The sequence below is a fragment of the Streptomyces griseiscabiei genome, from assembly GCF_020010925.1.
In the GTDB taxonomy this organism is placed as follows: domain Bacteria; phylum Actinomycetota; class Actinomycetes; order Streptomycetales; family Streptomycetaceae; genus Streptomyces; species Streptomyces griseiscabiei.
The window spans coordinates 57,481-82,185 of the sequence record NZ_JAGJBZ010000004.1; the positions used below are offsets into that span (position 1 = coordinate 57,481).

Here is a 24,705-nt window from a genome sequence, read left to right on the forward strand (position 1 = left end):
CGGGTCCGGGAAGGTCACGGATGCCTCGGAGTCCTGGGCTCCCCGCGGTCCCGCGGACGCGTCCGCGGGACCGCGGGCCGTCGTCTTCCCGGAGTCCGGGGGACCCCCGGTCGCAGCCGCTTCGCTCACTTGGCTACCGGCTCCAGCACCTCGCGGCCACCCAGGTACGGGCGCAGGACCTCGGGGACACGGACGGAACCGTCGGCCTGCTGGTGGTTCTCCAGGATCGCCACGATCGTGCGAGGGACGGCGCAGAGTGTGCCGTTCAGCGTGGCGAGCGGCTTGACCTGCTTGCCGTCACGGACGCGGATCTGCAGCCGGCGCGACTGGAACTCGGTGCAGTCGGAGGTCGAGGTCAGCTCGCGGTACTTGCCCTGGGTCGGGATCCACGCCTCGCAGTCGAACTTGCGCGAGGCCGAGGAGCCGAGGTCGGCGGAGGCGACGTCGATGACCCGGAAGGGCAGTTCGAGCGAGGTCAGCCACTGCTTCTCCCAGTCCAGCAGGCGCTGGTGCTCCGCCTGCGAGTCCTCCGGCGCGACGTACGAGAACATCTCGACCTTGTCGAACTGGTGGACGCGGAAGATGCCCCGGGTGTCCTTGCCGTGCGAACCGGCCTCGCGGCGGAAGCAGGGGGAGAAGCCCGCGTAGCGCAGGGGGAGGCGGTCGGCGTCGATGATCTCGTCCATGTGGTACGCCGCCAGCGCGACCTCGGAGGTGCCGACCAGGTAGAGGTCGTCCTTGTCGAGGTGGTACACGTCCTGGGCGGCCTGGCCGAGGAAGCCGGTGCCGGCCATCGACTGCGGGCGGACCAGCGCGGGGGTCAGCATCGGGGTGAAGCCGGCCGCGGTGGCCTGGGCGATCGCGGCGTTGACCAGGGCGAGTTCGAGGAGGGCGCCGACGCCCGTCAGGAAGTAGAAGCGCGAGCCGGAGACCTTGGCGCCGCGCTCGGTGTCGATGGCACCGAGGATCGTGCCGAGCTCCAGGTGGTCCTTCGGCTCGAAGCCCTCGGCCGCGAAGTCGCGGATGTCGCCGTGCGTCTCCAGCGTGACGAAGTCCTCCTCGCCGCCGACGGGGACGTCGGGGTGGACGAGATTGCCGAGCTGGAGCAGGAGCTGCTGGGTCTCGGTGTCGGCCGCGTCGCGCTCGGCGTCGGCGGCCTTGACGTCGGCCTTGAGCTGTTCCGCGCGCTTGAGCAGCTCGGCCTTCTCCTCGGCGGAGGCCTTGGGGATCAGCTTGCCGAGCGACTTCTGCTCGGCGCGGAGCTCGTCGAAGCGGACGCCGGAGGACCTGCGCCGCTCGTCGGCGGACAGGAGGGAGTCGACGAGCGCGACGTCCTCTCCACGGGCGCGCTGGGACGCGCGCACACGGTCGGGGTCCTCACGGAGCAGGCGAAGGTCAATCACCCCACAAGGCTACCGGTGCGTCGTTCCGGCCCACGACTTGAATTCCCTCCGCGCCGCTTCTGTGCCTTTTTGCACTGAATGTCTGTCGCGGTGGCGAGGGGTGATGCGGGGGCGCGGGCGGTGAGCGGAGGCCGGTGAAAGTCAATGAATTGTGGGGTGAACCCCTGAAAGGGGGTGTGGACGTGGCGCCTGGTTGACTCGACTCCCTTGTTCCGTACGGGACTTGGGGATCGGCCGTCCACAGGAATCCACATCGCCGCAGAGTTATCCACAGGCTGTGAGGAAGATCTGTGGACTACGGAGAAGATCGCGGGGGAAGTCGGGCGCCGACTTGAGGATTCCCGAGTCAAACCACCTTCACGCCCACTTTCGAGTGGATTCGCGGGTAAATGGGTCGCTCTAAAGGATTGACGGCAGGAAACACGTGGACGAAGGGTGACCCACGGGGTTGTGGACGCGGCGAGGCCTGGCAAGGGGATTTGTCGACCAGATGGCACTGTGTTGTCGACTTGTCCCCAGGTCGAGAAGCCGCCCTGTGGATAACTTCTGTGGACAAAGAAAATAAGCAGGTAGGACAGGCCGCAGGCAGGCAGGCGCGCAGGTAGGCGGGTAGACGGGTAGGCGGGCGGGCCAGCAGGCAGCCGGTCGGCCGTCCTGGGACTACCGTCCTAGAACCGGCCGTCCTGACAGCGCGCCACCCAGTCCGCGGCGGCCACGAACTCGGCGTCCGAGGTGCCCGGCAGCGTGGGCCGCACCTTCGCGGTGGCGGCATCCGCACGCGGGTACGAACCGAGGTAGCGGACCTGGAGGCAGATCCGCTTGAGGCCCATCAGCGCCTCGGCCACCCGGCGGTCGGAGATATGGCCCTCGGCGTCGATGGCGAAGCAGTAGTTGCCGATGCCCTCGCCGGTTGGGCGGGACTGCAGCAGCATGAGGTTGACACCGCGGACGGCGAACTCGCCGAGCAGATCGCGCAGTCCACCGGGGTGGTCGTCGCGCTGCCAGATGACGACGGAGGTCTTGTCGGAGCCGGTCGGGGCGGCGGGCCGGGCCGGGCGGCCGACCAGGACGAACCGGGTCTGGGCGTTCTCCGCGTCGTGGATCTCGGTCTGCAGGGGCTCCAGGCCGTACCGGGAGGCCGCGAACTCACCCGCGAAGGCGGCGTCGTAGCGGCCCTCCTGCACGAGGCGGGCGCCGTCGGCGTTGGAGGCGGCGGACTCCCAGACGACGTCGGACGGGAGGTTGGCCTTCATCCAGTTGCGGACCTGCGGCTGGGCGGCCGGGTGCGCGGTGACCGTCTTGATGTCCGAGAGCTTGGTGCCCGGCCGGACCAGCAGCGCGAAGGTGATCGAGAGGAGCACCTCGCGGTAGATCATCAGCGGGGCGCCGGCGACCAGCTCGTCGAGCGTGGTCGTGATGCCGCCCTCCACGGAGTTCTCGATCGGGACGAACGCGGCCTCGGCCTCGCCGTTGCGGACGGCGTCGAGTGCGGCGGGCACCGACACCACCGGGACGAGTTCGCGGGTCGCGGACTCCGGCAGCGTGCGCAGGGCGACCTCGGTGAAGGTGCCCTCGGGACCGAGGTACACGTAGCTGGCTGGCATGGCCTCACCCTAATGGGCCTGAAGCCGCCCGACGCACGCCTCCCGCCCACACCACCCCTGAGGGCGATGTACGGCCCCGGAGGCGCCCTCACGCCTCCCCGGCCCGCTTCCCCGGACCGGCGGGCCCGGACCATCGGGCCCGGACCATCGAGCCCGGACCGGCGGGTGGCCCCGTCAGCCCTCCAGCAGCCCCTGCCCCACGTACTCCCCCTCCGCCGCGCCTCCCGGCACCGCGAACAGACCGCTCGACTCATGGCGGATGAACTTCGACAGGGCGTCGCCGCGGTCGAGTTTGCGCTGCACGGTGACGAAGCCGCGGAGAGGGTCGGCCTGCCAGCAGACGAAGAGGAGACCGGCGTCGGGGACCCCCTTCGCGTCGATGCCGTCATGGAAGGAGAACGGGCGGCGGAGCATGGCCGCGCCCCCGTTCTGGTCGGGGCGGGTGATCCGTGCGTGCGCGTTGATCGGGACGAGCAGATCGCCCTGCGCGTCGGTCTTCTCCAGGTCCATCGCGGTTGTCTCGATCGCCTTCGCGCCCCCGCTCAGCGGCGCGCCGTCGGACTTCCGGCGCCCGATGACATCCTCCTGCTCCTTGACCGAGAGCTGCTCCCAGTCGTCGAGGAGCATGCGGATACGGCGTACGACGGCGTAGGAGCCGTTCGCCATCCACTCCGGGTCGCCGGAGGTGCCCGGTGAGGCGTTCGCCGGTACGAAGATCCGCTCGTCGAAGTCGGACTCGGCCGGCTTCGGGTTGCGGGTGCCGTCGATCTGCCCCATCAGGTTGCGGGCCGTCATGGGGTGGGCCGTGGCTCCCGGCGAACGGTTGAAGCCGTTCATCTGCCACCGCACCCGGGCCGCACCGCCCGCGTCCTTCTGGATCGCGCGCAGGGCGTGGAAGGCGACCAGCGCGTCGTCCGCCCCGATCTGCACCCACAGGTCGCCGTTGCTGCGGGTTCTGTCGAGCTGGTCCGAGGAGAAGTCGGGCAGCGGGTCCAGGGACTCCGGGCGCTGCTTGTCCAGACCCGTACGGGCGAAGAAGCTGTGCCCGAAACCGAAGGTGACGGTCAGCGACGACGGCCCCGCGTCACGGGCGATGTCCGTGTCGTCCTGGGCTGCTGCCTCACCCGCCATGAGTCGCTGTGCCGTATCCGACCAGCGGCGCAGCAGGGCGGCGGCCTCCTTCCGCCCCGACCCGGCCGCCAGATCGAACGCGACGAGGTGGCCACGGGCCTGGAGCGGCGTGGTGATCCCCGGCTGATGTTTCACGTGAAACCTCACCTCCCCCGAGCCGAGGGAGGACAGGGGGGTGACCTTCCCGGCCGCGGAGGACGGGGAGGCCGACGAGGACCCGGAAGCGGCGCCGACCGCGTACCCCGTGGCGCCGCCCACCGCGCCCAGCGCGAGGCCCGTGGCGCCGGCCGTGCCGAGCAGACGGCGCCGGGAGATCGGTCCCTCCGAGGAGTTCCCGGCCGGGTCGCCCATTGCCGCTTCTTGCTTCGCCGGCTCTCGCTTCGCACCGCCCGACGGCGGCTGGGAGGCGTGGGAGTCGTTCGTGGTCGCTCGCGCCCCTGCGGCCGTGGTCGCACGGCCTGCACCGCCCCGTGCCCGTTTCGGGGCGGCGGGGCCGTCTTCGGCGAGGTCCTGGTCAGCCATGATGTGTTTCAGCCGATCTTCGCGTTCTTGCTGACGGTCACCTGGTCGATCTCAGATGTCCGTACGGTGATCTCGATCTTCCAGTCGCCCGCCATGGGGAGCTGCACCCCGTTGGCCGTCCAGTGGCCGGCGGTGACCCGGTCGGGGACCACGGGCAGCGGACCGATCTTCTTGGCCTCCAGGGTGAAGGCGACCTTCACCTCGGGGACGTCGAAGGGCTTGCCATCGGGGCCCTGGACGTAGACATGCATCTCGTTGGCGCCCACGCGCGCGGGATCGATCTGCAGCCGGGCCACGCCCTGGCCGTTCTTGCCCCCGGTGTCGAACGACATGTCCAGCGCCAGCGCGCCCGACGTCTCGTCCTCCTGCGTGGCGGCGGCCTTGGCCGCGTTGGCCTCCTCGACCGTCCGCCCCGGCTCGGTGGCCGTCAGTACCGTCGTGACGGCGAGCAGTACGACGGCGATGCCCGCTTCCGCCAGCACCGACCGGCGCAGCCCCGTACGGCCCGGGTCGGCGTTCCGTATCCGCTTCTCCCGCGCGCTCGCCACGGCAGCCTGCTGCCGTGCGAGCTGGGCGGCGCGCTCGGAACCTCCGGCGGAATCTCCCTCGGCGCTTCCGCCGGCCGTGCGGCCGGAGCCGCCGCTGCTGCCGCTCGCGTGCGCGACCACCGGCTTCTTCTCCGCCGCCGCGTCCTCCGCTGCCTCCGTGGCTGTCTCCGCCTGCGCCTTCGCCTCGGTCGGCGCTTCCGCCAGCTGCGAGGTCCAGCGACGTGAGATCCACGCGATCCCGACGAGGACGGCGACCAGGCCGATCTTCACGAGGAGCAGCTGCCCGTACGAGGTGCCGGTCAGCGCGGACCAGGTGCCGACCTGGCGCCAGGACTGGTAGATCCCGGTCGCGGTCAGGACGAGCACACTGCCGAACGCGACCCGCGAGAACCGTCGTACGGCCGCGGTCTCGATCGGTGCGTCGACGGGCGCCCGGAACAGGGCCACCAGCAGGGTCGCCAGGCCGCCCAGCCAGGCGGCGACCGCCAGCAGGTGGAGGATGTCGAGGGGCATCGAGAGGCCTGGCTGGATGCCGGTCGAGGCGTGCTCGGCCAGCGCCCAGCTCGCGGCGAGACCGGTGGAGACCACGCCTCCACCGATGGCGAGCCCGAAGGTGAGGTCACGGTGATGGGACTCGTCGTCGTGCTCGTCAGCCGGGTTCCCCTCGGGCGTCTCTCCGGCGGCTTCGTCCTCGGTCTTCTCGTCCTGGGGCTCCTCGTCCCGTCGCGCGTACGCCCCGAAGAGCACCGCGATGAACAGCGCGGCGGCGGCGAGGAGCAGCAGGCGGGAGACGAGGGCGGCGCCGGTCTTCGTCTGGAGGACCTGCCCGAGCAGGTCGAGGTCGAAGATGTCGCCGAGCTTGCCGGAGCCGGTGTACGAGCCGCGCATGAGCAGCATCGCGAGGGTGGCGGTGGTCAGGGTGAGCCAGCCGGAGACCACCAGCCGCTGCACGGGCCGTACCCCGGCACCGCGCTGCCAGCAGGCCAGCACGAACGCCGCGCCGCCGACCATCAGGATGAACCCGGCGTACGACAGGTAGCGCGCGAACCCGTAGAGACCGCCGACGATCCCGCCGCCCGCCTCCTGCTCGGGTACGGCGACCGTCGTCTTGGACGGCGCCCCCACGGAGAAGGTGAAGGCGCCGGAGACGGGGTGGCTGTCCGCCGAGACGACCTGGTAGGTGACGGTGAACGTGCCGTCGGGCAGGCCCGAGTGCAGTCCCACCGCATAGCTGTTGCCGCCCAGGTCGGTGACCTTGCCGGTGTCGGCTTCCTTGCCCTTGGGGTCGTACACGCGCACCGAACCGTCGGACATCGCGACGCTCTCGGAGAACGTGAGCGACACCTGGTCGGGCGCCTCTTTGACCACCGACCCCTGCTGTGGATCGCTGCCGGTCAGCGCGGCGTGCGCGGAGACGGGCACGGCACCGGCGAACAGGGTGCCGACGACGGCGAGCAACAGCAGCAGAATGGGCCTCAGCGACGAGCTCGGCGACGAGCCCGGCGACGATCTCAGCGATGGCCTCGGCGATGGCCTCAACCGGCTCAAGGGTGCTACCTCCCTCAGTGTCCGCTGGTCGGCTGGTACGTCGCCGACTTCACGGGCATCTCGACCGTGATGGCCTTGGACTTGGTGAAGTTCAACCGCAGGGACACCGTCTCGCCTTCCTTCGGCTTGCGCTTCAGGTTCTCGAACATCAGATGGTTTCCGCCGCTCTTGAGGACGAGCCGGCCGTCGGCGGGCACCTTCAGACCCGTGACCTCCTGCATCGACTGCCCGGCCGTCTCGTGGACGGTGACGTCCTGGGCGATGTCGCTGGTGACGGAGGTCAGCTCGTCCGCCGTACCGCCGTCGTTCTCGATGACGAGGAAGCCGGCGGCCAGGGAGTCCGTCACGGGCTGGGGCATGTAGGCGGACTTCACCAGCAGCTTCGCGGCGGAGGAGCCGCCGGTGGACTCATCGGAGGAGCCGGAGGAACCGCACGCGGTCAGGACGAGCGTGGCGGTGGTGATCAGGGCGGGCCCGGCGAGGCGGACGAGTGCCTTCACGGCTTCTCACCCTTGAGCAGCTTCGGCAGATCCTTCTCGTAGTCCTGCACGGTGGCGTCCTCGCCGTACAGCACATAGCCGCCGTCGGTCTTCGGCGAGAAGGCGATGACCTGGGTGCCGTGCTCCGAGATCGTCTTGCCGTTCTTGTCCTTGGTCGGCGGGTTGATGGAGATGCCGAGGGTGCGGGCGCCGGCCTGGATCTCGTCGAAGTCGCCGGTCAGACCGACGATCTCGGAGTCGATGCCCTTGAGCCACTTGCCGAGCTCCGCCGGGGTGTCCCGCTCGGGGTCGGTGGTGACGAAGACGAGCCGGAGGTTCGCCAGCTCCGACTTCGACACCTTCTTCGCCACCTCCTTCTTCGCGACCGCGAGGTTGTTCATGGTCAGCGGGCAGACGTCGGGGCAGTTGGTGTAGCCGAAGTAGATCAGCGTCGGCTTGCCCTCGGTCTCCTTGCGGAGGTCGTACGCCTTGCCCTTCGTGTCGGTGAGGACCAGGTCCGGCTTGGTGAACGGCTGGTCGAGGACGGTGGCGGCCTTGCGCGGCCCGGTGTCGGAGACCTCGGCGACCGAGGTCGTGGAGCCGTCGCCCGTGCCGCAGGCCGAGAGGGTGAGGACGGCCGCGGCCAGCAGGGCGCCGGCCGCGAACGTCTTCTTCTTCGTGTTCGTACGCATGGAGAAACGCATGGAGAAAAGTCCCAGATGTTCGGGCCCCCGGCGCGCACGGGGCCGTGTGCGCGCCGAGGGGAGAGGGCCGAGAAGCCGGAGGCTCAGGCGTTCGTGCGGCGACGGCCGGCCAGGACGCCGTACGCCACTCCCGCGGCACCGACGACGATGCCGACGATGCCGAGGACGCGGGCGGTGGTGTCGCTGCTGTCGGCGGGCGCGGCGGTGGTCTCGTTCGACGCGGCCTCGGCGTTCTTGGCGTCGTCCTTGGCGTCCTTGGACTCGTCGGAGGCGGCGGAGGCGGACGAGCCGTGGTGATCGTCGGAGGCGGCGGACAGCGCGAGCACCGGCGCCGGGTTGTCGGGCTCCTCCTCGCCGTCCTTCGGCACCTCGATCCAGCGGACGACCTCCTTGTTGGAGTACGTCTGGATCGCCTTGAAGACCAGTTCGTCGGTGTTCTCGGGGAGCTGGCCGATGGAGACCGGGAACTTCTGGAAGAAGCCCGCCTTGATGCCGGCGCCGTCGGCGGTCCAGGTGATCTTGGAGACGGCCTCGTCGATCTGCTCGCCGTGCAGTTCGACCGGCTTGTCGAGCTTGGCCTTGGTGACCTTGATCTCCCAACCGGGGATGGCTTCCGGCTGGGCCGAGGCGAGCGGGTGGTCGGTCGGGAAGTTGACCTCGAGCTTGGTGGTCGTGGCGTCGTCCCGCTCGTTGGGGACCTTGAAGTTGACGGTCGCGTACCCGCCCTTGGCAGCCGTGCCCTCCGCCGCGACGCTGACATGCGCGAACGCGGGGCCGGACAGCACGAGGACGGCGGAACCGGCGAGGGCGCCGACGGCGGCGATACGAGAAACCTTCATGACTGGTGACACTCCACAGTGAGTGAGGGAGAGGGACGAGGAGGAACGAAGAAGACGGGCGGCGCGCGCCGCGAACCGAGGAACCGGCGAACTGGCGAACCGGTGAGCCGGTGAGCCGAGCGCTGGGTGGCCGTAGCCGTAGCTGGAGCTGAAGCCGTAAGGCAGGAGCGCGCAGGAACCGGTAGGAACCAGCAGGCATCAGCCGGAAGCGTCAGGACAGCGGAAGCGCAAGGGGACGCGGGTGCGCGCGCCTCGACGCCGTACGACGGACTTCTCTCCCCGTGCGGAGTGAGCGTGCGTCGGGTCAGGCGGCGAGGGTGAGGGCGGGGGTGGCGGCGGGTGGGCCGCGCCGGACGAGTGTGTGCTGGAGGGCGGTCGTCCGCAGGGTCGCGGGCGCCGCGTACACGCCGTGCCGGACACCCGGGACGGTCTCCGGCGTACTCGGCAGCCCGGACCGCAGGGCCAGTGCCAGGGCGAACGCCCCGCGCAGGGACCGTACGAGCGGCTCCTGGGCCGACAGCCGGGCCAGGCGCAGCAGCGCGAGGTCGCCGTGGCGGAGCATCCACCCGGCGGCCACGGCCGCGAGTACATGGCCGAGCAACATGGGCAACGACGGCAGCAGGGCGGACGAGCCCGCCGCGTCCGCCATGGTGTCCGCCGGGCCGTGTGCGGCATGCGTACCGCCGACACCCGCCTCGACGAGGATCCGCCGCGCCTCGGTGGGGCTCAGGGCCGCCGCGGTCGTGCCGCACAGGAAGCGGGCGGCGCGCTCGACGAGCACCGCGTCCATGGTCTCCGTGGTGCGCGACGCGGCCGTCGCTCCGTGCTGGCCCAGTCCGAAGAGGACGTGCAGCACGGTCTGGCCCACCGCCAGCGTCGCCGCGATGCCCGGCAGCGAACGTTCCCGTCCGGCCAGGGCGACCGCCACGGCGAAGACACCGGCGAAACCGGCACCCAGGGTCCACAGCGGGACGGCCGCGCACGAGGCGAGCGCGTGTCCGGCCCCGGCCAGCACGACGCAGACCGCGGCGAACACCGCGGCCCGCGGAACCCGGAGGTCACCTCCGGCGCGGGCCCGGCGCGGGGCGGTCGGCCGGTGTGGGTGGGGGGCAGTCATGGCGGGCCCATCATCGCACCGGGGCGCTCCGCTGGGTTGGGCGGGTACATGGGTTCAGGTACGGAAGAGACGGGGCCGGTGTTCAGGTGGGGTTCGGGTGGGGGAGGGGTGGAGGGCGCGGGAGGGGGTGGGGGGTGCGGTGGAGTGGCGGGTGCGGGTCGGTGGGGGCTTGTCGCGCAGTTCCCCGCGCCCCTAGAAGAGCGGGGGCTCGCCGGGCGCCTGAAGTCACGAGACCGCCGGGGCCCCTGACCCCGGACGGGGCCGTTGGAGGGGCGGAAGGGGTGGGTGATTCGGAAGGGTTCGGTCCGCATACACCGATTGTTCGGGGGACGCATCCGCCGTATGGGCGGAGAGACGGCCTCCGGGCGATTGCGCGCGGCCCTCGGCGGCAATACGTAACGGTATGTCGAGCCGCGGCCAGGAGGCTGGAGCATGAGCATCTGGTGGTCACTCCATCTGCGGCGTGAGGCTGCGAGCGTGCCGCTCGCCCGGCGGCTGCTGATCGGCACGATGGAGACGGCGGGCGTCGACCCGGACGTCTCCTACGACCTCTCCGTCGCCCTCAGCGAGGCCTGCGCCAACGCGGTCGAGCACGGCGGCGCGCTCGCGGCCGGCGCCGCCACCGAGGCGTACCGGGTCACCGCCTATCTCGACGGCGAGACGTGCCGGATCGAGGTCGACGACACGGGCCCCGGCTTCCCGCACCGCCAGCCGGTCCGCCCGGCCCACACCGACGCCGAGAACGGCCGCGGTCTCTGTCTCATCCGCGAACTCGCCGACCATGTCCACATCGGCAACAAACCGGGCCGCGGCGGCGCGATCGTCAGCTTCGACAAGATCCTCAAGTGGCGCGAGGACGCACCGCTGGTGGCGGTGTAGCCCACCCCTGTCCGGCCCGATTCCGTCCTGAGTCACCCCACTCCACTTCACCCGGCTCAACCCCGCCCCGACCCGCCTCCGGTCACGGGGTGTTGGCGCGTTCCCGGTGAAGACCTGTCGCTCGCGGGGCCCGATGCCTCACGCGGTCTGGGCCGCGTGGCCGTCCGGCTGCATACTGGCCGGATGGGGGAGTTGGCGACCAGCACGGGCATCCGCCGGTGAGGGGGATCGAGCCGACGGCCGACGGAACGTCGCGGAAGACCTCCGTCACGGCCTGTGCGATTCCACCGCGCGTGCTCCGGCAGCGCGCGATTCCGGCGCGCGTCGCGCCGTGTGTGAATCCACGTCGCACGACCACGTCATGCCGTACGCGGAGGTCGTGCGGTGCCTTCGCAAGGTGTCGTACGCCCATGGTGCTTCGCATGACCCCCGCGTGCCGCACCGTGATCTGGTGCCGCCCCCTGGCCCTCACCGAGCCACTGTCGATAGGGACGCGGTTCGAAGTCCGTGCCCGTCGCGGTGGTTGACGAAGAACGCGGGCGGGGATCGGCGGGGCACACGGGTGGGACGGGACGACAGGGGATGACGATGCAGGCAACAGTGCGTACGTCGGACGGGCGTCGGCTGGCGGTCCAGGACAGTGGGCCGCAGACCGGTAGGCCGGTGTTTCTGCTGCACGGTACTCCCGGCAGCAGATTCGGCCCCGCGCCGCGTGAGCGGGTGCTCTACCACCTGGGCGTCCGGCTGATCGCCTTCGACCGGCCGGGCTACGGGGACTCCGACCGGCTGCCGGGTCGCACGGTGAGCGCCGTGGTCGCCGACGTGGCGCGCATCGCGGACGCGCTCGGCATCGGCCGCTTCGCCGTGGTCGGCCGCTCGGGCGGCGCCCCGCACGCGCTGGCCTGCGCCGCACTGCTGCCGGAACGGACGACACGGGTGGCCGCGCTGGTCAGCCTCGCTCCCCGGGACGCGCCGGGGCTCGACTGGTTCGAGGGCATGACCGAGTCGAACGTGCGCGAGTACGTCAACGCGTCGATCGGCCGCAACCGGGTGACGACGACACTGGGGCTCCGCTCGCTGTCGATCCTCGCCGATCCGGCCGGTTCGGTCGCCGAGATGACCAGCCAACTGCCCGAGTCCGACCGGTGGATCGTCGCGGATGCCGGAATCCAGGACATGCTGGAGCGCAACTTCGCCGAGGGCCTGCGCAGTTCGGCGGACGGGTGGGTGGATGACGTCATGGCGTTCAGCACTGGCTGGAGCTTCGATCTGGGGCAGATCTCCACGCCGGTGCTGCTCTGGCACGGTGAGGACGACATCTTCGCGCCCGTGGAGCACACACGCTGGCTGGGCCGGAACATCCCCGGTGCCCGGGTCGAGGTCGAACCGGGCGCCGCGCACTTCGGGGCATTGCGGGTGATGACGCGTGTGCTGAGCTGGCTCGTCAGGTAGCCGTGGCCGCTCGATGAGAGACCACGGCCGGCCGAGTGTCAGAGCTGCTGCGGTTCCAGATCCCTGCCCACGCGCCGCCACACGCGCACCGACTCGGTGACGGGGTGCGCGTCGCCCAGGATCTGGGACAGTCGGGCCTCCGCCTCCTCCTGGAGCCGTATGGCCTCCTCCTGGCGCCCGAGCTCCCGAAGGGTGTTCGCGAGATTCCCGGTGCTGACCAGCACATCGGGGTGGTCCGGGCCGAACCGTCGGCGCAGGCCCTCCAGCGCCTGACGCTCCGCCCGCTCGGCCCGGTCGTACATACCCAGATCGCTCCGGGCGTTGGCGAGGTTGAGCCCAGCGCACAGGACGGCCGGGTGATCCTCCCCTAGATCCGCCGTGAGCGCGCCGAGAGCCTGTTCGCTGAATTCCGCCGCCTTCTCCGGCTCCCCCAGGACCCGGTGGTAGATGGACAGGTTGTTGATGCAGTACATGACGAATGGATGTTCGAGACCGAAGGAGTTCTTGTAGCCCTCCACGATCTCGTTGACCAGGATCACCGCCCGCCCGGGGCCGTTCACCGGATCTGTCGCGAAGTAGTCCGCGGCGAGGTTGAGTCCGCAGGCAAGCGCCTCGGGGATGGTGCTGCCGTAACGGTCGCGATAGCGGGCGTACGTCTGCCAGGCCTCCTCGGTGAGGCGTAGGGCCTCGGGGAGATGGCCCGCCTTGCGCAGGGAGACCGCGAGACTCTTGTCGACGCGCAGCACCTCCGGCACGTCGGGGTTGAGTACCTGTTTGTAGCTCTCGCGCACCTCGCGCAGGATCTCGATCGAGCCGGTGTAGTCCCCCAGTTCGCGAAGGTCGCGAGCGTGGTGCCCCTTGGTGATCAGGGTGTAGGGGTGCAGTGGCCCGAGCAGGGCGGCCCGGCGGCGGACCGTGTCCTCGTCGAGTCGGCGGGCGGCCTCGCTGTTGCCGCCCAGCCGGTAGTCGATGGCGAGGTTGTTGGCGGCGGACAGCGTTCGAGGGTGGTCCTCGCCGAAGATCTCGCGGAAGCCTCGGTAGATGCGCTCGTCCAGCTTCAGGGCCTCCTTGAAGCGGCCCAGCGCCCTGAGGTCGGCGGCGAGGCTGCCGGAGGTGATCAGGATGCTGGGGTGGCCCTCTCCGAGCAGCCGCCGCTGGCTGGCGAGAGTCTTCTCGTCCAGGTCGCGGGCGGACTGGTGCTGCCCCTGCGAGCGGAGCACATTGGCCAGTTCGAAGCGGAGGTTGAGGACCTGTTCGTCGTTGGCGTCCGGGAACTCGGTGGTCCAGAACTCGTCGAGCTGGGCGGCCAGGGTGCGGGCGGCGTGCAGCTCACCCCGCTTCCACAGGTAGCGGATGCGGTCGACCATGAGCTGCCGCGGCTGCTCCTCCGCGCACTCCCGGATGTTGGAGGGGGTCAGATGGGGCCAGATCACCTCGTACCCGGCCCACTGGGCGGGGTCGTCCACGGCGCCCTCGGGCGGTCGGGCGGAGGCGAGGATGCGGTGCACCTCGTGGATCGTGTCCTCGTGTTTCTGCGCGCCCATGCTGTCGCGGACCGCCGCCTGCACCAGGCGGTGCACCTGGATCGAGTTGTCGGTGGAGTCGACCTTGGCCAGCGCGAAGCGGTTCAGGGCCTGGGTGACCCGGCCGAGCATGTAGCGGGCGCGGAGGTCTCTGTCGTACGGCAGGAGCGCGTTGATCATCGCGTCGCTGCCGATCAGACCCATCGAGATGGGCTCGGCCGCGAAGAAGCTGCAGAGTTCGAGCAGGCGGGCCGCGGCCGGGGACTCCTCGCGCAGCCGCCGGATCGAGATGTTCCAGGTGGCGCCGACGGACGAGGGGTACTCCACGGCCTGCACCGCTTCCTTCACGGACAGCACCTGGGTGGACTGTTCGCGCAGTTGCTGGATGTAGTCCTCGACAGGGGTCGCTGTCGCCTCCAGCCAGGCGGCCGCCACCTCGATGGCCAGGGGCAGGTCGCCCACGGCATCGGCGACACGGTCCGCGTCCGCCGTGTCCTCGTCGTTGAGTCCCGGCACGCGGCGGCACAGGTGTTCGACGCTCTCCTCGCGGGTGAAGACCTCCACTTCCAGCGGCTGGACCCGGGTCGAGGTCGGCCGGGCGCGCGTGGTGACCAGGAGGTGGCCGTAGACGTTGTCCGCGACGGGCGAGGTCTGCTCCGGGAACAGTTCCAGCGCCTTGTCCAGGTCCTCGACATTGTCGAAGATCAACAGCCAACGGTCGTACTGTTCCCCGCTCCTGAGTGCCTGGATGGCCGCCTCGGCCGCCTCGCCGACGTCGTCGCCACCACCGACGCCGAGTTGCTGGGCCAGCGCGGCCAGCTTCGGCGGCACCAGTTCCGGCTGCTCGGCGTCCACCCACCACACCACGTCGTAGTCGGCCATGAACCGATGCGCGTACTCGCGGGCGAGCTGCGTCTTGCCCACCCCGCCGAGGCCGTGCAGCACCTGTGCCAGCCGTTGTCCCGGCCGGGCGCTGGCCAGTTGGTCGCGCAACCGGTCAAGAATCGTGGAGCGGCCGGTGAACCAGCGGTACCGGGCGGGGATGTTCGAGATCCGCCTGCCGATGCTCGGAAAGCGCAGTCCGCGTGTGCTCGGGGAGACGGTCGAGACCGCGTCCGCACGGTCGAGTCCGGTCAGCAGCGCACTGTACGCCTGCGACTCGTCGAGTCCCTTCAGATCGATCACGCCCCGACTCGCGTACGGCAGGCTGAGCTGCACGTCGTCGACACGGATCGCCACCGGCTGCTGCCGCTTCTCCGAGCCGCCGGAGTGCACCGCCGCTTCCCAGGCGGCCCGCGCCCGGCGGGAGTCGACGAAGCTCGGCGAGAGTACGGCGAGAACCCGGTGTGCCTGGCCGGGCACCGCCTCGGCACCGATCTCCGCCGTCTGCATCGCCTGTACGTTCCTCGGCACCACCTCGAAGCCGGTGCCGCGAAGCACCGACTCCAGCCAGTCCACCCACATCCGGTCCTCGGACACGTAGTAGAGCGTCAGCTGGGACAGGGGCACCGGCCGCTGCCGGGTGTACGCGCTCTTGAACTGGGCCCGCTTCGCCTCGCTGATCGGCGGCAGCTTGGTGACCCGCTCCTCGGTGATGACCGAGGTGAGCCGCTCGCAGGCGCTCAGCATGGAGTTGGCCGATTTCGGTGGGTCGCCGAACGCCGCGAGGATTTCTTCGTAGGCGTAGTACGGCTGGTAGAGGATCTCTGTCGAGGCCCAGTAGTCGGCCAGCTGCTCGGAGTTCAGGCCCGCCGGCAGTCCGGAGAAACGTTCCTTGGCGCGGGCGCGACCGGCGTCGAGCTTGTCCTTCTCACCGAGGTCGATGCGCATGGCGACGGGCAGGATCCGGATGCCCTTGTCGCCGTGGAGCTCCTTGATGTCCTGGGCGACGGAGGCGGCGCCCTCGATGCTCTGCTCGCTGAGGGTGTAGCAGACGACCAGGGTGTTGGGCATCTGCACGGTGCAGATGTCCGCGAGGTCGCTGAGGCCGGTGCGGCTGTCGATCAGGGTGAAGTCGTAGTAGCGCTGCATGTCGGCGCGCATCGCGTCGAAGAACTGGCCGCCGCCGTAACTGGCGTAGAAGCGGTCCCAGTCCATGTTGCCGACGATGGGGTAGTCGCGGTGGCGCTTGCCGGCGGACAGGAAGTCCAGGCTGCCGCCGTCGGGGAAGGCCCAGTCGAGGGAGAGCGCGTGCGGGCGGACCCGCGCGTAGCTGCGGTGCCAGTCGGCCGCCCGGTCGGGCAGGTTGCGCAGTGCCTCCCGCCGGTACTCGTCTATCAGGTTGATCAGCCCGGGTGTGCCCCGCAGTAACTGGGCGTCCAGAAAAGGGTGGAAGAACTTGTGGAGGCCCGGTGCCTCCAGGTCCCAGTCCACGGCCAGCACACGATGGCCGTTCGCGGCCAGGATCCACGCCACGTTGGCGAGAGCCATGGTCCGTCCGGTACCGCCCTTGTACGAGTAGAACGTGATCACGGTGCCGTTGCGGCTTTGCGCCATGTTTCTGCCTTCCGCCCTGTCGGCCTCTTTCGGCCTCGCTCGTCGCGCGCCTTTCGGTGGTCGTGCCAGGTGGTGCTGCCGGGGTCCGTGACCCGGGTCCTGCCCGCGCAGGTCTAGCTCAGGTCGGGCCCCTTCAGCCGTGGAGGCTTGATGGGTGGTCCCTCCGGTGGATAGGTCTCGATGTGCTCCCAGTAGTAGAAGACGGCCGAGGCGACCGCCCTTTGCAGTTCGCTGCCGAAGGCGTCCAGATCGCTGAGGCTGCCGTTGGCCGCGCAGTGGCCGGCGCCGTCCGCCAGCCGCGGGATCAGCGTCCGGTACGTCTGCTCCTCCAGGTGCTGCTCCTTCTCGGCGGGCACGATGTCGTTGCGGTGTCGCGGGATCATGACGCTGACCCAGGGGCGCTGTTCCCCGCACAACTTGCCCATCAGGTCCTTGCCCTTGGTGGATTCGAGCGCCCACCGGTCGAGCAGCATCAGCCCCGGAGCCTTGGGCTTCTCCTGGCGGAGCATGCGGGAGTTGTCGTCGAGGGCCCCGACGTTGACCTTGTAGTCCATGGTGCGCACCAGGTCGGCGGCGTGGTCGCCGAGCGGCAGGGTGGACTCCGGGTGGTACGGGTTCCATTCGTGCGGCTGGTCCCCGTAGTAGTCCGGCTTGCGGCCCTGCGGCAGGTCGGAACGGGTGCAGGCGAGCACCGAGATGTCGAACTCCGGCGGATGCTCGGCCGATCCGAACGCGGCCGGCAGCGACTCGTAGTCCTTGGAGGACTTGCCCTCGTCCAGCGCGGCGTCGTTGGCCACCCGCACGATCTGCTTGGCCAGCCGGTAGACGGCCCGCTCGTACTCGTCACGGAGGTAGCGCAGTTTGGTCAGTCCGTAGAAGCCCTCGTCCGCGTAGTCCTGCCCGAAAGTGGCGTGGTTGAACTGTAAGTCCCGTGCCACCTGAGGCATTTGGGCCGGTTCCACCGGCACCCATAACGCCGGGATGATCGCGCTTTCCCGGGCGATGCCGCCGCGCGCACGGTGGTTGACCTGCCGCTGGGAGAAGGCCCACCATTCCCGGCCGCACTGCTCGCTGATGAAGTAGCGCGGTGAGTACAGGGGTACGAACACCTTGCAGCGCGCGAGATTCACCGACAGCTCGTCGGTCCACTTGGTACCGACCGCCATGCCCTGGTCCAGAAAGCCGACCTTGGCACCCCTGGGTAAGTCGGTCAGCTCCATGATGTGCTCGCACAGGCCGTCGTACAGCTTCTTCACCCACACATTGGGGTCCGTGCCGCTCGAGTCGTGATTCGGTGTGTGCGCGTAGCTGAGAAAGAAGTAGGGGCTACTTCCTCCTCTGCCCAGAGCAGCTCCTTGCACGTATGCCCCCCGACGCTCCGTGACTGGGCCCCTAGTGTAGGAACCCACAAGTCCTGTTCGGAACAGGGCGAACGGATGCGGCTCGATGTTGTGTCCGCCCCGTGGGAACGCGGTCCCGTCGATCAGTGTTCGGTACGTCGGCCGAGGTCCCGCCGGAGAGCGCGCCGCCCGGGGACAGCGACCCGACTGATCCTCGAGGCGGTTGCCAGGTGAGGCGCGGCCCGTCGGTCAGCGTGCCTGCCAGGCCAGCCGGTGCTCCTCGGCCGCACGTCTGGCCTCGCCCAGGACATCTGCGCCGACCTCGGCCGTCATCATCCCCCGCACGGTCTCCCGCATCACCGCCACGAACCGCTGCCCGCTCGGTGTCAGCGCGCCGGACGCCGCCAGCGTCGCCACCGCCTCGGCCGTCTGGTCGCGCCAGCGCGAGAACTGGACCTCGGCGGTGCGGGCGTCGTCACCGACGGCGGACCGCCGACGGGCGAACCAGAAGTCGATGACGGCCAGATGGGCGTAGGTGCCCTGCAGCAGACCTTCGAGCGGACGCGGGTCAGGGCGCCAGGGCGCATAGAACAACTGCTCGCAGGACGGGTCGTAGAGGTCCGTCAGGTCGAGTACGGCACCGAGCTTGACGTGCTGGAACTCGTGCACGAGCAGCAGCGCGAGGGCTTCGGGCGTGGCCGGCCGGGCGATGGCGACGGCACCGAAGGCGTCGCGGGCGGCCGAGCTGATGTCGGTCCCTTCGGCTGAGGGAAGGAGAGGCGTCACCACGCGCAGCCCCGTGGCGATTCCTGGCGCGTACTGCGGCAGTTCGCGGCGGATCCACGCCCACGCGGCCGCCAGGTCGGCCCGCCAGGCCTCCGCCTCGGCCTCGGTGAGCCGGGGGTGCGCCGGATGTCCGTGGCAGTCGCGCCAGGGGTCGGTGTCCTCCAGCGCGACGGCCCAGCCGTCCAGCTCGAACCGCCGACTCCCCTGCCATGCCGCGACTTCGGCCTCTTTCCAGGGCACCGTGTATGTCTGGTCACCGGCCCGGACCGTGAAACCGTCGGCGTCCGCGCGTACCTCGGCCTGCTCGGCACCGCCGCCCAGCGCGAGCACCCCGAGCGTCGGCAGTCGCAGCATCCCGTCGTGCACGGGGACGACAACCGCCTCCGGCAGCCCGGCGCGCAGCGCGGCGGCCGCGGCGATCTCCGCCACACCGCGCATGGCCGCCTCGGCGGCGTCCGCGTCGCCCTGCAGGGAACGCAGGGCCCACGGGCGTACGTAGGGATGGGACAGGACCCGGTCCACCGACTCCGGCGCGGTGCTGTCGAGAACGGTCAGTGTCTTCCAGGCGGACTCACCCAGACGGGTGTGCGGTGTCTCGTGCCAGACGAGTCCCAGCAGTTCGCGTCCCAAGGCAAGCTGATGGTGGTCCAGCAGACTCGTCGTGGCGCCGGCTCCGAGACCGGTGGCCAGTTCGTCGAGGTGGTGGTCGGCGAGCGCGGGCTGGACGGACTGGTCGGCCATGTGACGGTCCCGGATGTCGGTGATGAGGCGCAGCAGGTCGGAGCAGTACACGGACGGGTTCAGGAACTCGCTTCCGGTTCTGTACCGGTGCGCGTAGAGCCCGCCCCCGCAGGAGCGCACCACCGGGCAGCGGCGGCACTCCTCGGCCAGTCCGTCGAGCCCCTGCTGCCGGGCCACGAGCCCGGAATGCGCGGCCACCTGGTCGAGCGTGTTGGTGTGGACGTCCATACCGGTGACGGGCGCCCCGTCGAAGGCGGTCTTCAGCGAGTCGGCCTGCTCGAACGTGCCGTCGGTCTCGATCACGGCGAGGTCGGCCGGGGCCAGACCCAGCGACTCGGTCAGACTGCTGTCGCCGCGCAGGGTCCGCAGGATCGAGTCGAAGATGCGTACGTCCATGGGGCGGCCGTCCGCGGTCCAGCGGTCGTGGACCGCCAGCAGCCAACGGGCGTAGGCGGTGCCGTCGGTGTCCTCGGCCGGGCGCAGCGGCGGCTCGTCCCAGGTGGCGTGCGGGAGGAGGAAGTCGACGCGGGGCGGGGCGAGTTCGGCGAGCGCGTCGTAGACGGCGACCGGGTCGTTGCGTACGTCGATGGTGCAGAGGATGCCCGCGAAGAGGTGACGGTAGCGGGGCCGGTTGAGAAGGTCGATGCCCCTGAGGACCCGGTCGTGGCTGCTGCGCCCGTTGGCATAGCGGCGGTGCAGGTCGTTGGCGGCCTTGTCGCCGTCCAGGGAGACGCCGACCTTGATGTCGAACTCGTCGAACAGCTCCAGGAAGCGTTCGTCGAGCGTGACGGCGTTCGTGTGGATGCGCAGGTCCAGGGCGCACACACCGTCGAGCGCCGCGTTGAGTTCCTCGGCCGCTCTGCGCAGCCGGACTCGACCGGCAAGGAGCGGCTCACCGCCGTGCAACACCACGTGGACGGTGTCCAGCGCGTGGGTTCTCGCGTGTTCGGCGATACGTTCCGCCGTGTCCCTGAGCACCTCGTTCGACGTCACGATGGGCCGACCGTGCCAACTTTGGTCCGCGTGTTCGAACACGTAGCAGTGATCGCATGCCAGATCGCAGCGGCTGTGCATTTTGAGCACGAATTGGCGTAAGGGGTGGGGTGGTCGGCCCATAGGTGTCATGAGGTTGCTGATTGGTCCTCGGATCAGACGGAGGAGTTGAAGGCCGCGACAGCGACTCTGCCCGGCCCTCGCCGCTCGACGCCGTTGGACACGGCACGAGTGAGTACGGGCGACAACGCACCGTTACTCTGTGCAGCCAAGCGCACCAGGGAAACCCGCTCCGGGCCGATCGCGGTCGGCTTTCCCGGCTCTTCGGCCGCGGCGTCGAGGGATGCGTTCATTCGGACCTCATCTATCAGTCGGCCTTCTGCGCCTGCCGGTCACGGAAGGTGGCTTGGACCTCGGGGTTCACTGAAACACTGGTCGGCTGGGACTGCCCGTCGAGGACCCTGTTGAGGCCGTGAAAACGCTGAAGTGGCCGACATGGCAGGCGACATTCGGCCCAGTCGAGCCACTGATGTGCGAGCAGACCATAGCTCCCAAACCTTCCCTCGAATGTCACGCCCCACCGGTGCTTTGATGAATAAACGTGAGACACGTCACCCGAGTGAGTTAGTCCCGCGCCCCATGGCGCAGCCAAAGCCGAGGCCATCGCGCTGGGCCTCGGTCAACCTTGTGATGGATGACGATCCAGGCGGCCTTGGCAGGTTGTGAGATTTTTACCGAACCTTTAACGAATCCAGGTCGATGTGCCGTCAACTCCTACTGCAAATGGCGTAGTTGTCCTTCCAGGGGTATAGGGGGCGAAGGGGGCAGGGCTCGCTCATCTCTGCGGCAACGCGCGACCCCGGGTGCGACATCGTCGCAGTCGTCACTTTCCGTGACGCAGTACGGCCCATCGCCCCACGCAGCGCCGCTTCAGCCTTCCCAGCACTCTCAGCCCCCTCACAGCCACACCTCAGCCCTCTGATGGACTGCGTCCCTAACTTCCTCGGCATGACGGGAATCCACAAAAGCAAAACGATCACCCGGCGCCGCGCTCTCGCGGTGACCGGGGGGACGGTCGCCGCCGGTGGGCTGGCGGTGGCCGGGTATCAGTCGGCGTTCGCGGACGAGGCGACCAGCACCGCGGAGGCGACGGCCACGGCGGAGGCCACGAGCACCAGCAGCGAGTGCATGACGCTGATGTCGAGTGTCACCGAGGGCCCGTACTACCTGGACGGCGCCCTGGTCCGGAAGGACATCACCGAAGGCAAGAGCGGTGTCCCGCTGACCCTGCGCCTCACGGTCGTGGACGCGACCGACGGCTGCACCCCGGTCCCCGGCGCCGCCGTGGAGATCTGGCACTGCGACGCCTGGGGCTACTACTCCGGCTACACCACCGCGAACCCCGGCGGCTCGGCGCCCGCCGAGAGCGAGGACGGCTCGACCGCCAACGACGCCACCTACCTCCGCGGTTACCAGATCGCGAACACGAACGGGGTGGTCAAGTTCGAGACCATCTTCCCCGGTTGGTACACCCCCCGCACCTGCCACATCCACGTGAAGGTCCACACCGGCGGTGAGAAGGAGGACGGCACCTACGAGGGCGGCAAGGTCAACTACACCGGCCAGTTCTTCTTCGACGACGACATCGCCCAAGAGGTCTTCACCCTGGAGCCCTACTCCCGGCACAGCGGCAGCTACACCATCCTCGACGACGACATGGTCTACGACGGCGGCGGCGCCTCCAGCGGTCTGCTCACCCTCAAGGCCGTGAAGAAGGCCAACCCGGCCCGCGGTTACAAGGGCTTCCTCACCCTCGGCATCGACCCCGACGCCGAGAACACCGGCGCGGGCGGCGGCGGTGGCGGTGGCGAGGGCGGCACTCCCCCGTCGGGCGAACCCCCGACCGACGCCGACACCGCCACCGACTCCACGTCGGCCTCGTAGGGTTCGCCCATGAGCAGCCGCGAGGACGAGACGCTGGCGCGGGCCGCGGTGGCCGCGCTCACCCGGCAGTTGGAACTGACGCCCAAGCCCGGCCTGCCCGACCCGCGTGATCTCGGCGCCCGCGTCACCCGCCAGGACCACCGTGCCCTGCGCTGGTCGGCCAAGGCCTTGGTGCCCGGCCTCGCCGCGATGGCGGCCTGCGCCCGTCGCAACGGTGCGGCGACACCCGAACTCCGCGCCGAACTCGGTGCGATCGGGCGCTGCACCGAACACTCCATGCAACGCGCCGGCGGCGGACACCGGGGTGCCACCTGGGTGTTGGGCCTCCTGGTCGCCGCGGCGGCCATGGAACCCGGCGCACGCGGGCGTGAACTCGCCGCCACCGCCAAGAAGATCGCCGCACATCCCGACCGGCGCGCGCCCCGGCGCCCCTCTCGGGGGTCGTCGGTCTCCGCCAAGTACGGCGCGGCCGGCGCCCGTGGCGAGGCCCGCGCCGGATTCCCCCATGTACGCCGGGCGTTGGACGTCCTCGCCAAGGCCCGCACCTCCGGCACCCCCGAGCCCTACGCCCGCCTCGACGCGCTGCTGACGGTCATGTCCACGCTCCAGGACACCGAGTTGCTCTACACGGCCGGTCCGCATGGGCTGCGGACGGTGCAGGCCGGAGCCCGCGCCGTGATCGACGCGGGCGGTACGACCACGGACGCGGGGCGGGAGGCGCTGACCGCGCTCGACACGGAGGTGCAGGAGCGGGGGTGGAGTCCCCGGGGCAGTGGATCGCTGCTGGCGGGCGCGCTGTTCGTGGACGCGCTCCCGGTCACCTCTCGGGTGTTGGTCGCCTCATAGCTCGGGGGTGCGGGGTTCGTCGGCGGGTGCGGGTGGGTGGGGCTTCTCGCGCAGTTCCCCGCGCCCCTGAAAAGCAGGGGCTGCGCCCCATGCTTTTCGTCCCGAAAGGGCCGCAGGCCTCTTTCAGGGGCGCGGGGAGCTGCGCGAGCAACCCCCACTCACCCGCGGCCGAACAACCCGCCCCGCCTCAGCCCAGCGCACCCCTCAAAGAACCCATCCACCGCTCGACCTCGGCGGAGCCGCGCGGCAGTCCCGCGCTGAGGTTGCGGTTGCCCTCCTCCGTCACCAGGATGTCGTCCTCGATCCGCACACCGATGCCCCGGTACTCCTCGGGCACGGTGAGATCGTCGGCCTGGAAGTAGAGGCCGGGCTCCACGGTCAGCACCATCCCCGGCTCCAACGTCCCGTCGACATACGCCTCCACACGCGCGGCGGCGCAGTCGTGGACGTCCATGCCGAGCATGTGACCCGTGCCGTGCAGGGTCCAGCGGCGCTGGAGCCCCAGCTCCAGGACCCGCTCCACGGGGCCCTCGACGAGCCCCCACTCGACCAGCCGCTCGGCCAGCACATGCTGCGCCGCGTCGTGGAAGTCGCGGTACTTGCCACCGGGCCGCACGGCGGCGATACCGGCCTCCTGGGAGTCGTACACCGCGTCGTAGATCTTCTTCTGGATCTCACTGAACGTGCCGTTGACCGGCAGGGTGCGGGTGACGTCGGCCGTGTAGTACGTGTGCGTCTCGACGCCCGCGTCCAGCAGGAGCAGGTCGCCGGAGCGGACGGGGCCGTCGTTGCGGACCCAGTGCAGCGTGGTGGCGTGCGGGCCGGCGGCGCAGATGGAGCCGTAGCCGACATCGTTGCCCTCGACGCGGGCACGCAAAAAGAACGTTCCCTCGATATAGCGCTCCGACGTGGCCTCGGCCTTGTCCAGCACGCGTACGACGTCCTCGAAGCCGCGCACGGTCGAGTCGACCGCCTTCTGCAGCTCGCCGATCTCGAACGCGTCCTTGACCAGCCGTGCCTCGGAGAGGAAGACCCGCAGCTCGGTGTCGCGCTCGGCGGTGATCTTGTCGGTGAGGGCCGCCTCGACGCCGGCGTCGTACCCGCGGACGACCCGCACCGGGCCGGTGGCCTCGCGCAGCTTGTCGGCGAGTTCGCGCACGTCGGCGGCGGGAATGCCGTACAGCTGGGCCGACTCGGTGAGCGAGTGGCGACGGCCGACCCACAGCTCGCCCTGGCCGGAGAGCCAGAACTCGCCGTTCTCCCGGTCGGAGCGCGGCAGCAGATAGATCGTCGCCTCGTGGCCCTCGGCGCCGGTCGGCTCCAGGACGAGGACACCGTCCTCCGTCTGGTTGCCGGTGAGGTACGCGTACTCGACCGACGCCCGGAAGGGGTACTCCGTGTCGTTCGAGCGGGTCTTGAGGTTGCCCGAGGGGATCACCAGACGGTCGCCCGGGAAGCGCGCGGAGAGCGCGGCGCGGCGGGCGGCGGTCTCGGCGGCCTGGGCGATCGGCTCCAGACCGTGCAGTTCGGTGTCGGCCCAGCCCGACTTCATGTTCTCGGCCAGCTCGTCGGACACGCCCGGGTACAGGCCGTTCTTGCGCTGCTTGATCGGCTCCTCGGCTTCGGTCGCCTCGGTCTCCGGGATCGCCGGCTCGAGCTCGTCCGCCACGGTCATCCTCCTAGGTACGGCACTGGACCTCGTCCATCGTACGGTCGTACCGAAGGAGACCCCGGTGCCCCGAAACACCTCTTACGACGGGTCACCGAACCCTTACGGGAAGCAGCCGCGAGTCAGCGGTCCACTCGCCGC

Annotated in this window: 17 protein-coding genes; 4 read left to right on the plus strand and 13 right to left on the minus strand. The window is 70.1% G+C overall.

The window, feature by feature from the left end:
- Positions 1–125 precede the first annotated feature (125 nt).
- The 8 genes from serS to J8M51_RS39690 all read right to left on the minus strand — a co-directional run bounded on the left by serS (position 126) and on the right by J8M51_RS39690 (position 9,895).
- On the minus strand, positions 126–1,403 hold the full coding sequence (serS, locus tag J8M51_RS39655; protein ID WP_086755502.1) for a serine--tRNA ligase: 1,278 nt from the start codon (positions 1,401–1,403) through the stop codon (positions 126–128).
- 668 nt (positions 1,404–2,071) lie between these two features.
- On the minus strand, positions 2,072–3,007 hold the full coding sequence (gene pheA, locus J8M51_RS39660; protein WP_086755501.1) for a prephenate dehydratase: 936 nt from the start codon (positions 3,005–3,007) through the stop codon (positions 2,072–2,074).
- Positions 3,008–3,181: 174 nt separating this feature from the next.
- A complete protein-coding gene (efeB, locus tag J8M51_RS39665; protein ID WP_256964518.1) occupies positions 3,182–4,489 on the minus strand; it encodes an iron uptake transporter deferrochelatase/peroxidase subunit in 1,308 nt (435 codons plus the stop codon).
- Positions 4,490–4,668: 179 nt separating this feature from the next.
- The gene (locus J8M51_RS39670; protein WP_256964517.1) at positions 4,669–6,666 is read right to left on the minus strand and encodes a copper resistance CopC/CopD family protein; all 1,998 of its coding nucleotides are present in this window, start codon (positions 6,664–6,666) and stop codon (positions 4,669–4,671) included.
- Positions 6,667–6,770: 104 nt separating this feature from the next.
- Positions 6,771–7,256: a copper chaperone PCu(A)C gene (locus J8M51_RS39675; protein WP_086755499.1), complete on the minus strand. Its 486-nt coding sequence runs from the start codon at positions 7,254–7,256 to the stop codon at positions 6,771–6,773.
- Positions 7,253–7,927 carry an SCO family protein gene (locus J8M51_RS39680; protein ID WP_086755504.1) on the minus strand — a complete coding sequence of 225 codons (675 nt, stop codon included), beginning with the start codon at positions 7,925–7,927 and terminating at the stop codon, positions 7,253–7,255. The genes J8M51_RS39675 and J8M51_RS39680 overlap by 4 nt, the downstream gene beginning before the upstream one ends.
- 95 nt (positions 7,928–8,022) lie before the next feature.
- Positions 8,023–8,778 carry a YcnI family copper-binding membrane protein gene (locus J8M51_RS39685; RefSeq protein WP_086755498.1) on the minus strand — a complete coding sequence of 252 codons (756 nt, stop codon included), beginning with the start codon at positions 8,776–8,778 and terminating at the stop codon, positions 8,023–8,025.
- A 304-nt stretch (positions 8,779–9,082) separates the two neighbouring features.
- Complete coding sequence (locus J8M51_RS39690; RefSeq protein WP_216868813.1) at positions 9,083–9,895, minus strand: hypothetical protein; 813 nt, start codon at positions 9,893–9,895, stop codon at positions 9,083–9,085.
- A gap of 432 nt (positions 9,896–10,327) precedes the next feature.
- On the opposite strand from J8M51_RS39690, the gene J8M51_RS39695 reads away from it, so the two are divergent.
- Both J8M51_RS39695 and J8M51_RS39700 read left to right on the plus strand, forming a co-directional pair.
- Complete coding sequence (locus tag J8M51_RS39695) at positions 10,328–10,774, plus strand: ATP-binding protein (RefSeq protein WP_086762821.1); 447 nt, start codon at positions 10,328–10,330, stop codon at positions 10,772–10,774.
- A 588-nt stretch (positions 10,775–11,362) separates the two neighbouring features.
- The gene (locus tag J8M51_RS39700; RefSeq protein WP_086762836.1) at positions 11,363–12,226 is read left to right on the plus strand and encodes an alpha/beta fold hydrolase; all 864 of its coding nucleotides are present in this window, start codon (positions 11,363–11,365) and stop codon (positions 12,224–12,226) included.
- 38 nt (positions 12,227–12,264) lie between these two features.
- On the opposite strand, the gene fxsT is transcribed toward J8M51_RS39700, so the two are convergent.
- From fxsT to fxsA, 4 genes are all read right to left on the minus strand, one after another.
- Positions 12,265–16,245: an FxSxx-COOH system tetratricopeptide repeat protein gene (gene fxsT, locus J8M51_RS39705; protein WP_086762824.1), complete on the minus strand. Its 3,981-nt coding sequence runs from the start codon at positions 16,243–16,245 to the stop codon at positions 12,265–12,267.
- 113 nt (positions 16,246–16,358) lie between these two features.
- Positions 16,359–17,654, minus strand: coding sequence for a TIR-like protein FxsC (locus J8M51_RS39710; RefSeq protein WP_317853007.1), 1,296 nt, complete (start codon positions 17,652–17,654; stop codon positions 16,359–16,361).
- A 180-nt stretch (positions 17,655–17,834) separates the two neighbouring features.
- Positions 17,835–20,237, minus strand: coding sequence for an FxsB family cyclophane-forming radical SAM/SPASM peptide maturase (locus tag J8M51_RS39715; RefSeq protein WP_086762828.1), 2,403 nt, complete (start codon positions 20,235–20,237; stop codon positions 17,835–17,837).
- 23 nt (positions 20,238–20,260) lie between these two features.
- On the minus strand, positions 20,261–20,458 hold the full coding sequence (gene fxsA, locus J8M51_RS39720) for an FxSxx-COOH cyclophane-containing RiPP peptide (protein WP_086762830.1): 198 nt from the start codon (positions 20,456–20,458) through the stop codon (positions 20,261–20,263).
- 655 nt (positions 20,459–21,113) lie between these two features.
- On the opposite strand from fxsA, the gene J8M51_RS39725 reads away from it, so the two are divergent.
- On the plus strand, positions 21,114–22,049 hold the full coding sequence (locus J8M51_RS39725; RefSeq protein WP_179203460.1) for an intradiol ring-cleavage dioxygenase: 936 nt from the start codon (positions 21,114–21,116) through the stop codon (positions 22,047–22,049).
- Between the two features lie 9 nt (positions 22,050–22,058).
- Positions 22,059–22,895 (plus strand): triphosphoribosyl-dephospho-CoA synthase, encoded by an 837-nt coding sequence (locus J8M51_RS39730; RefSeq protein ID WP_086762834.1) that lies wholly within the window; start codon positions 22,059–22,061, stop codon positions 22,893–22,895.
- Positions 22,896–23,082: 187 nt separating this feature from the next.
- Here J8M51_RS39730 and J8M51_RS39735 read toward each other — a convergent pair whose 3' ends face one another.
- On the minus strand, positions 23,083–24,570 hold the full coding sequence (locus tag J8M51_RS39735) for an aminopeptidase P family protein (protein ID WP_398857829.1): 1,488 nt from the start codon (positions 24,568–24,570) through the stop codon (positions 23,083–23,085).
- Between the last annotated feature and the right edge of the window lie 135 nt (positions 24,571–24,705).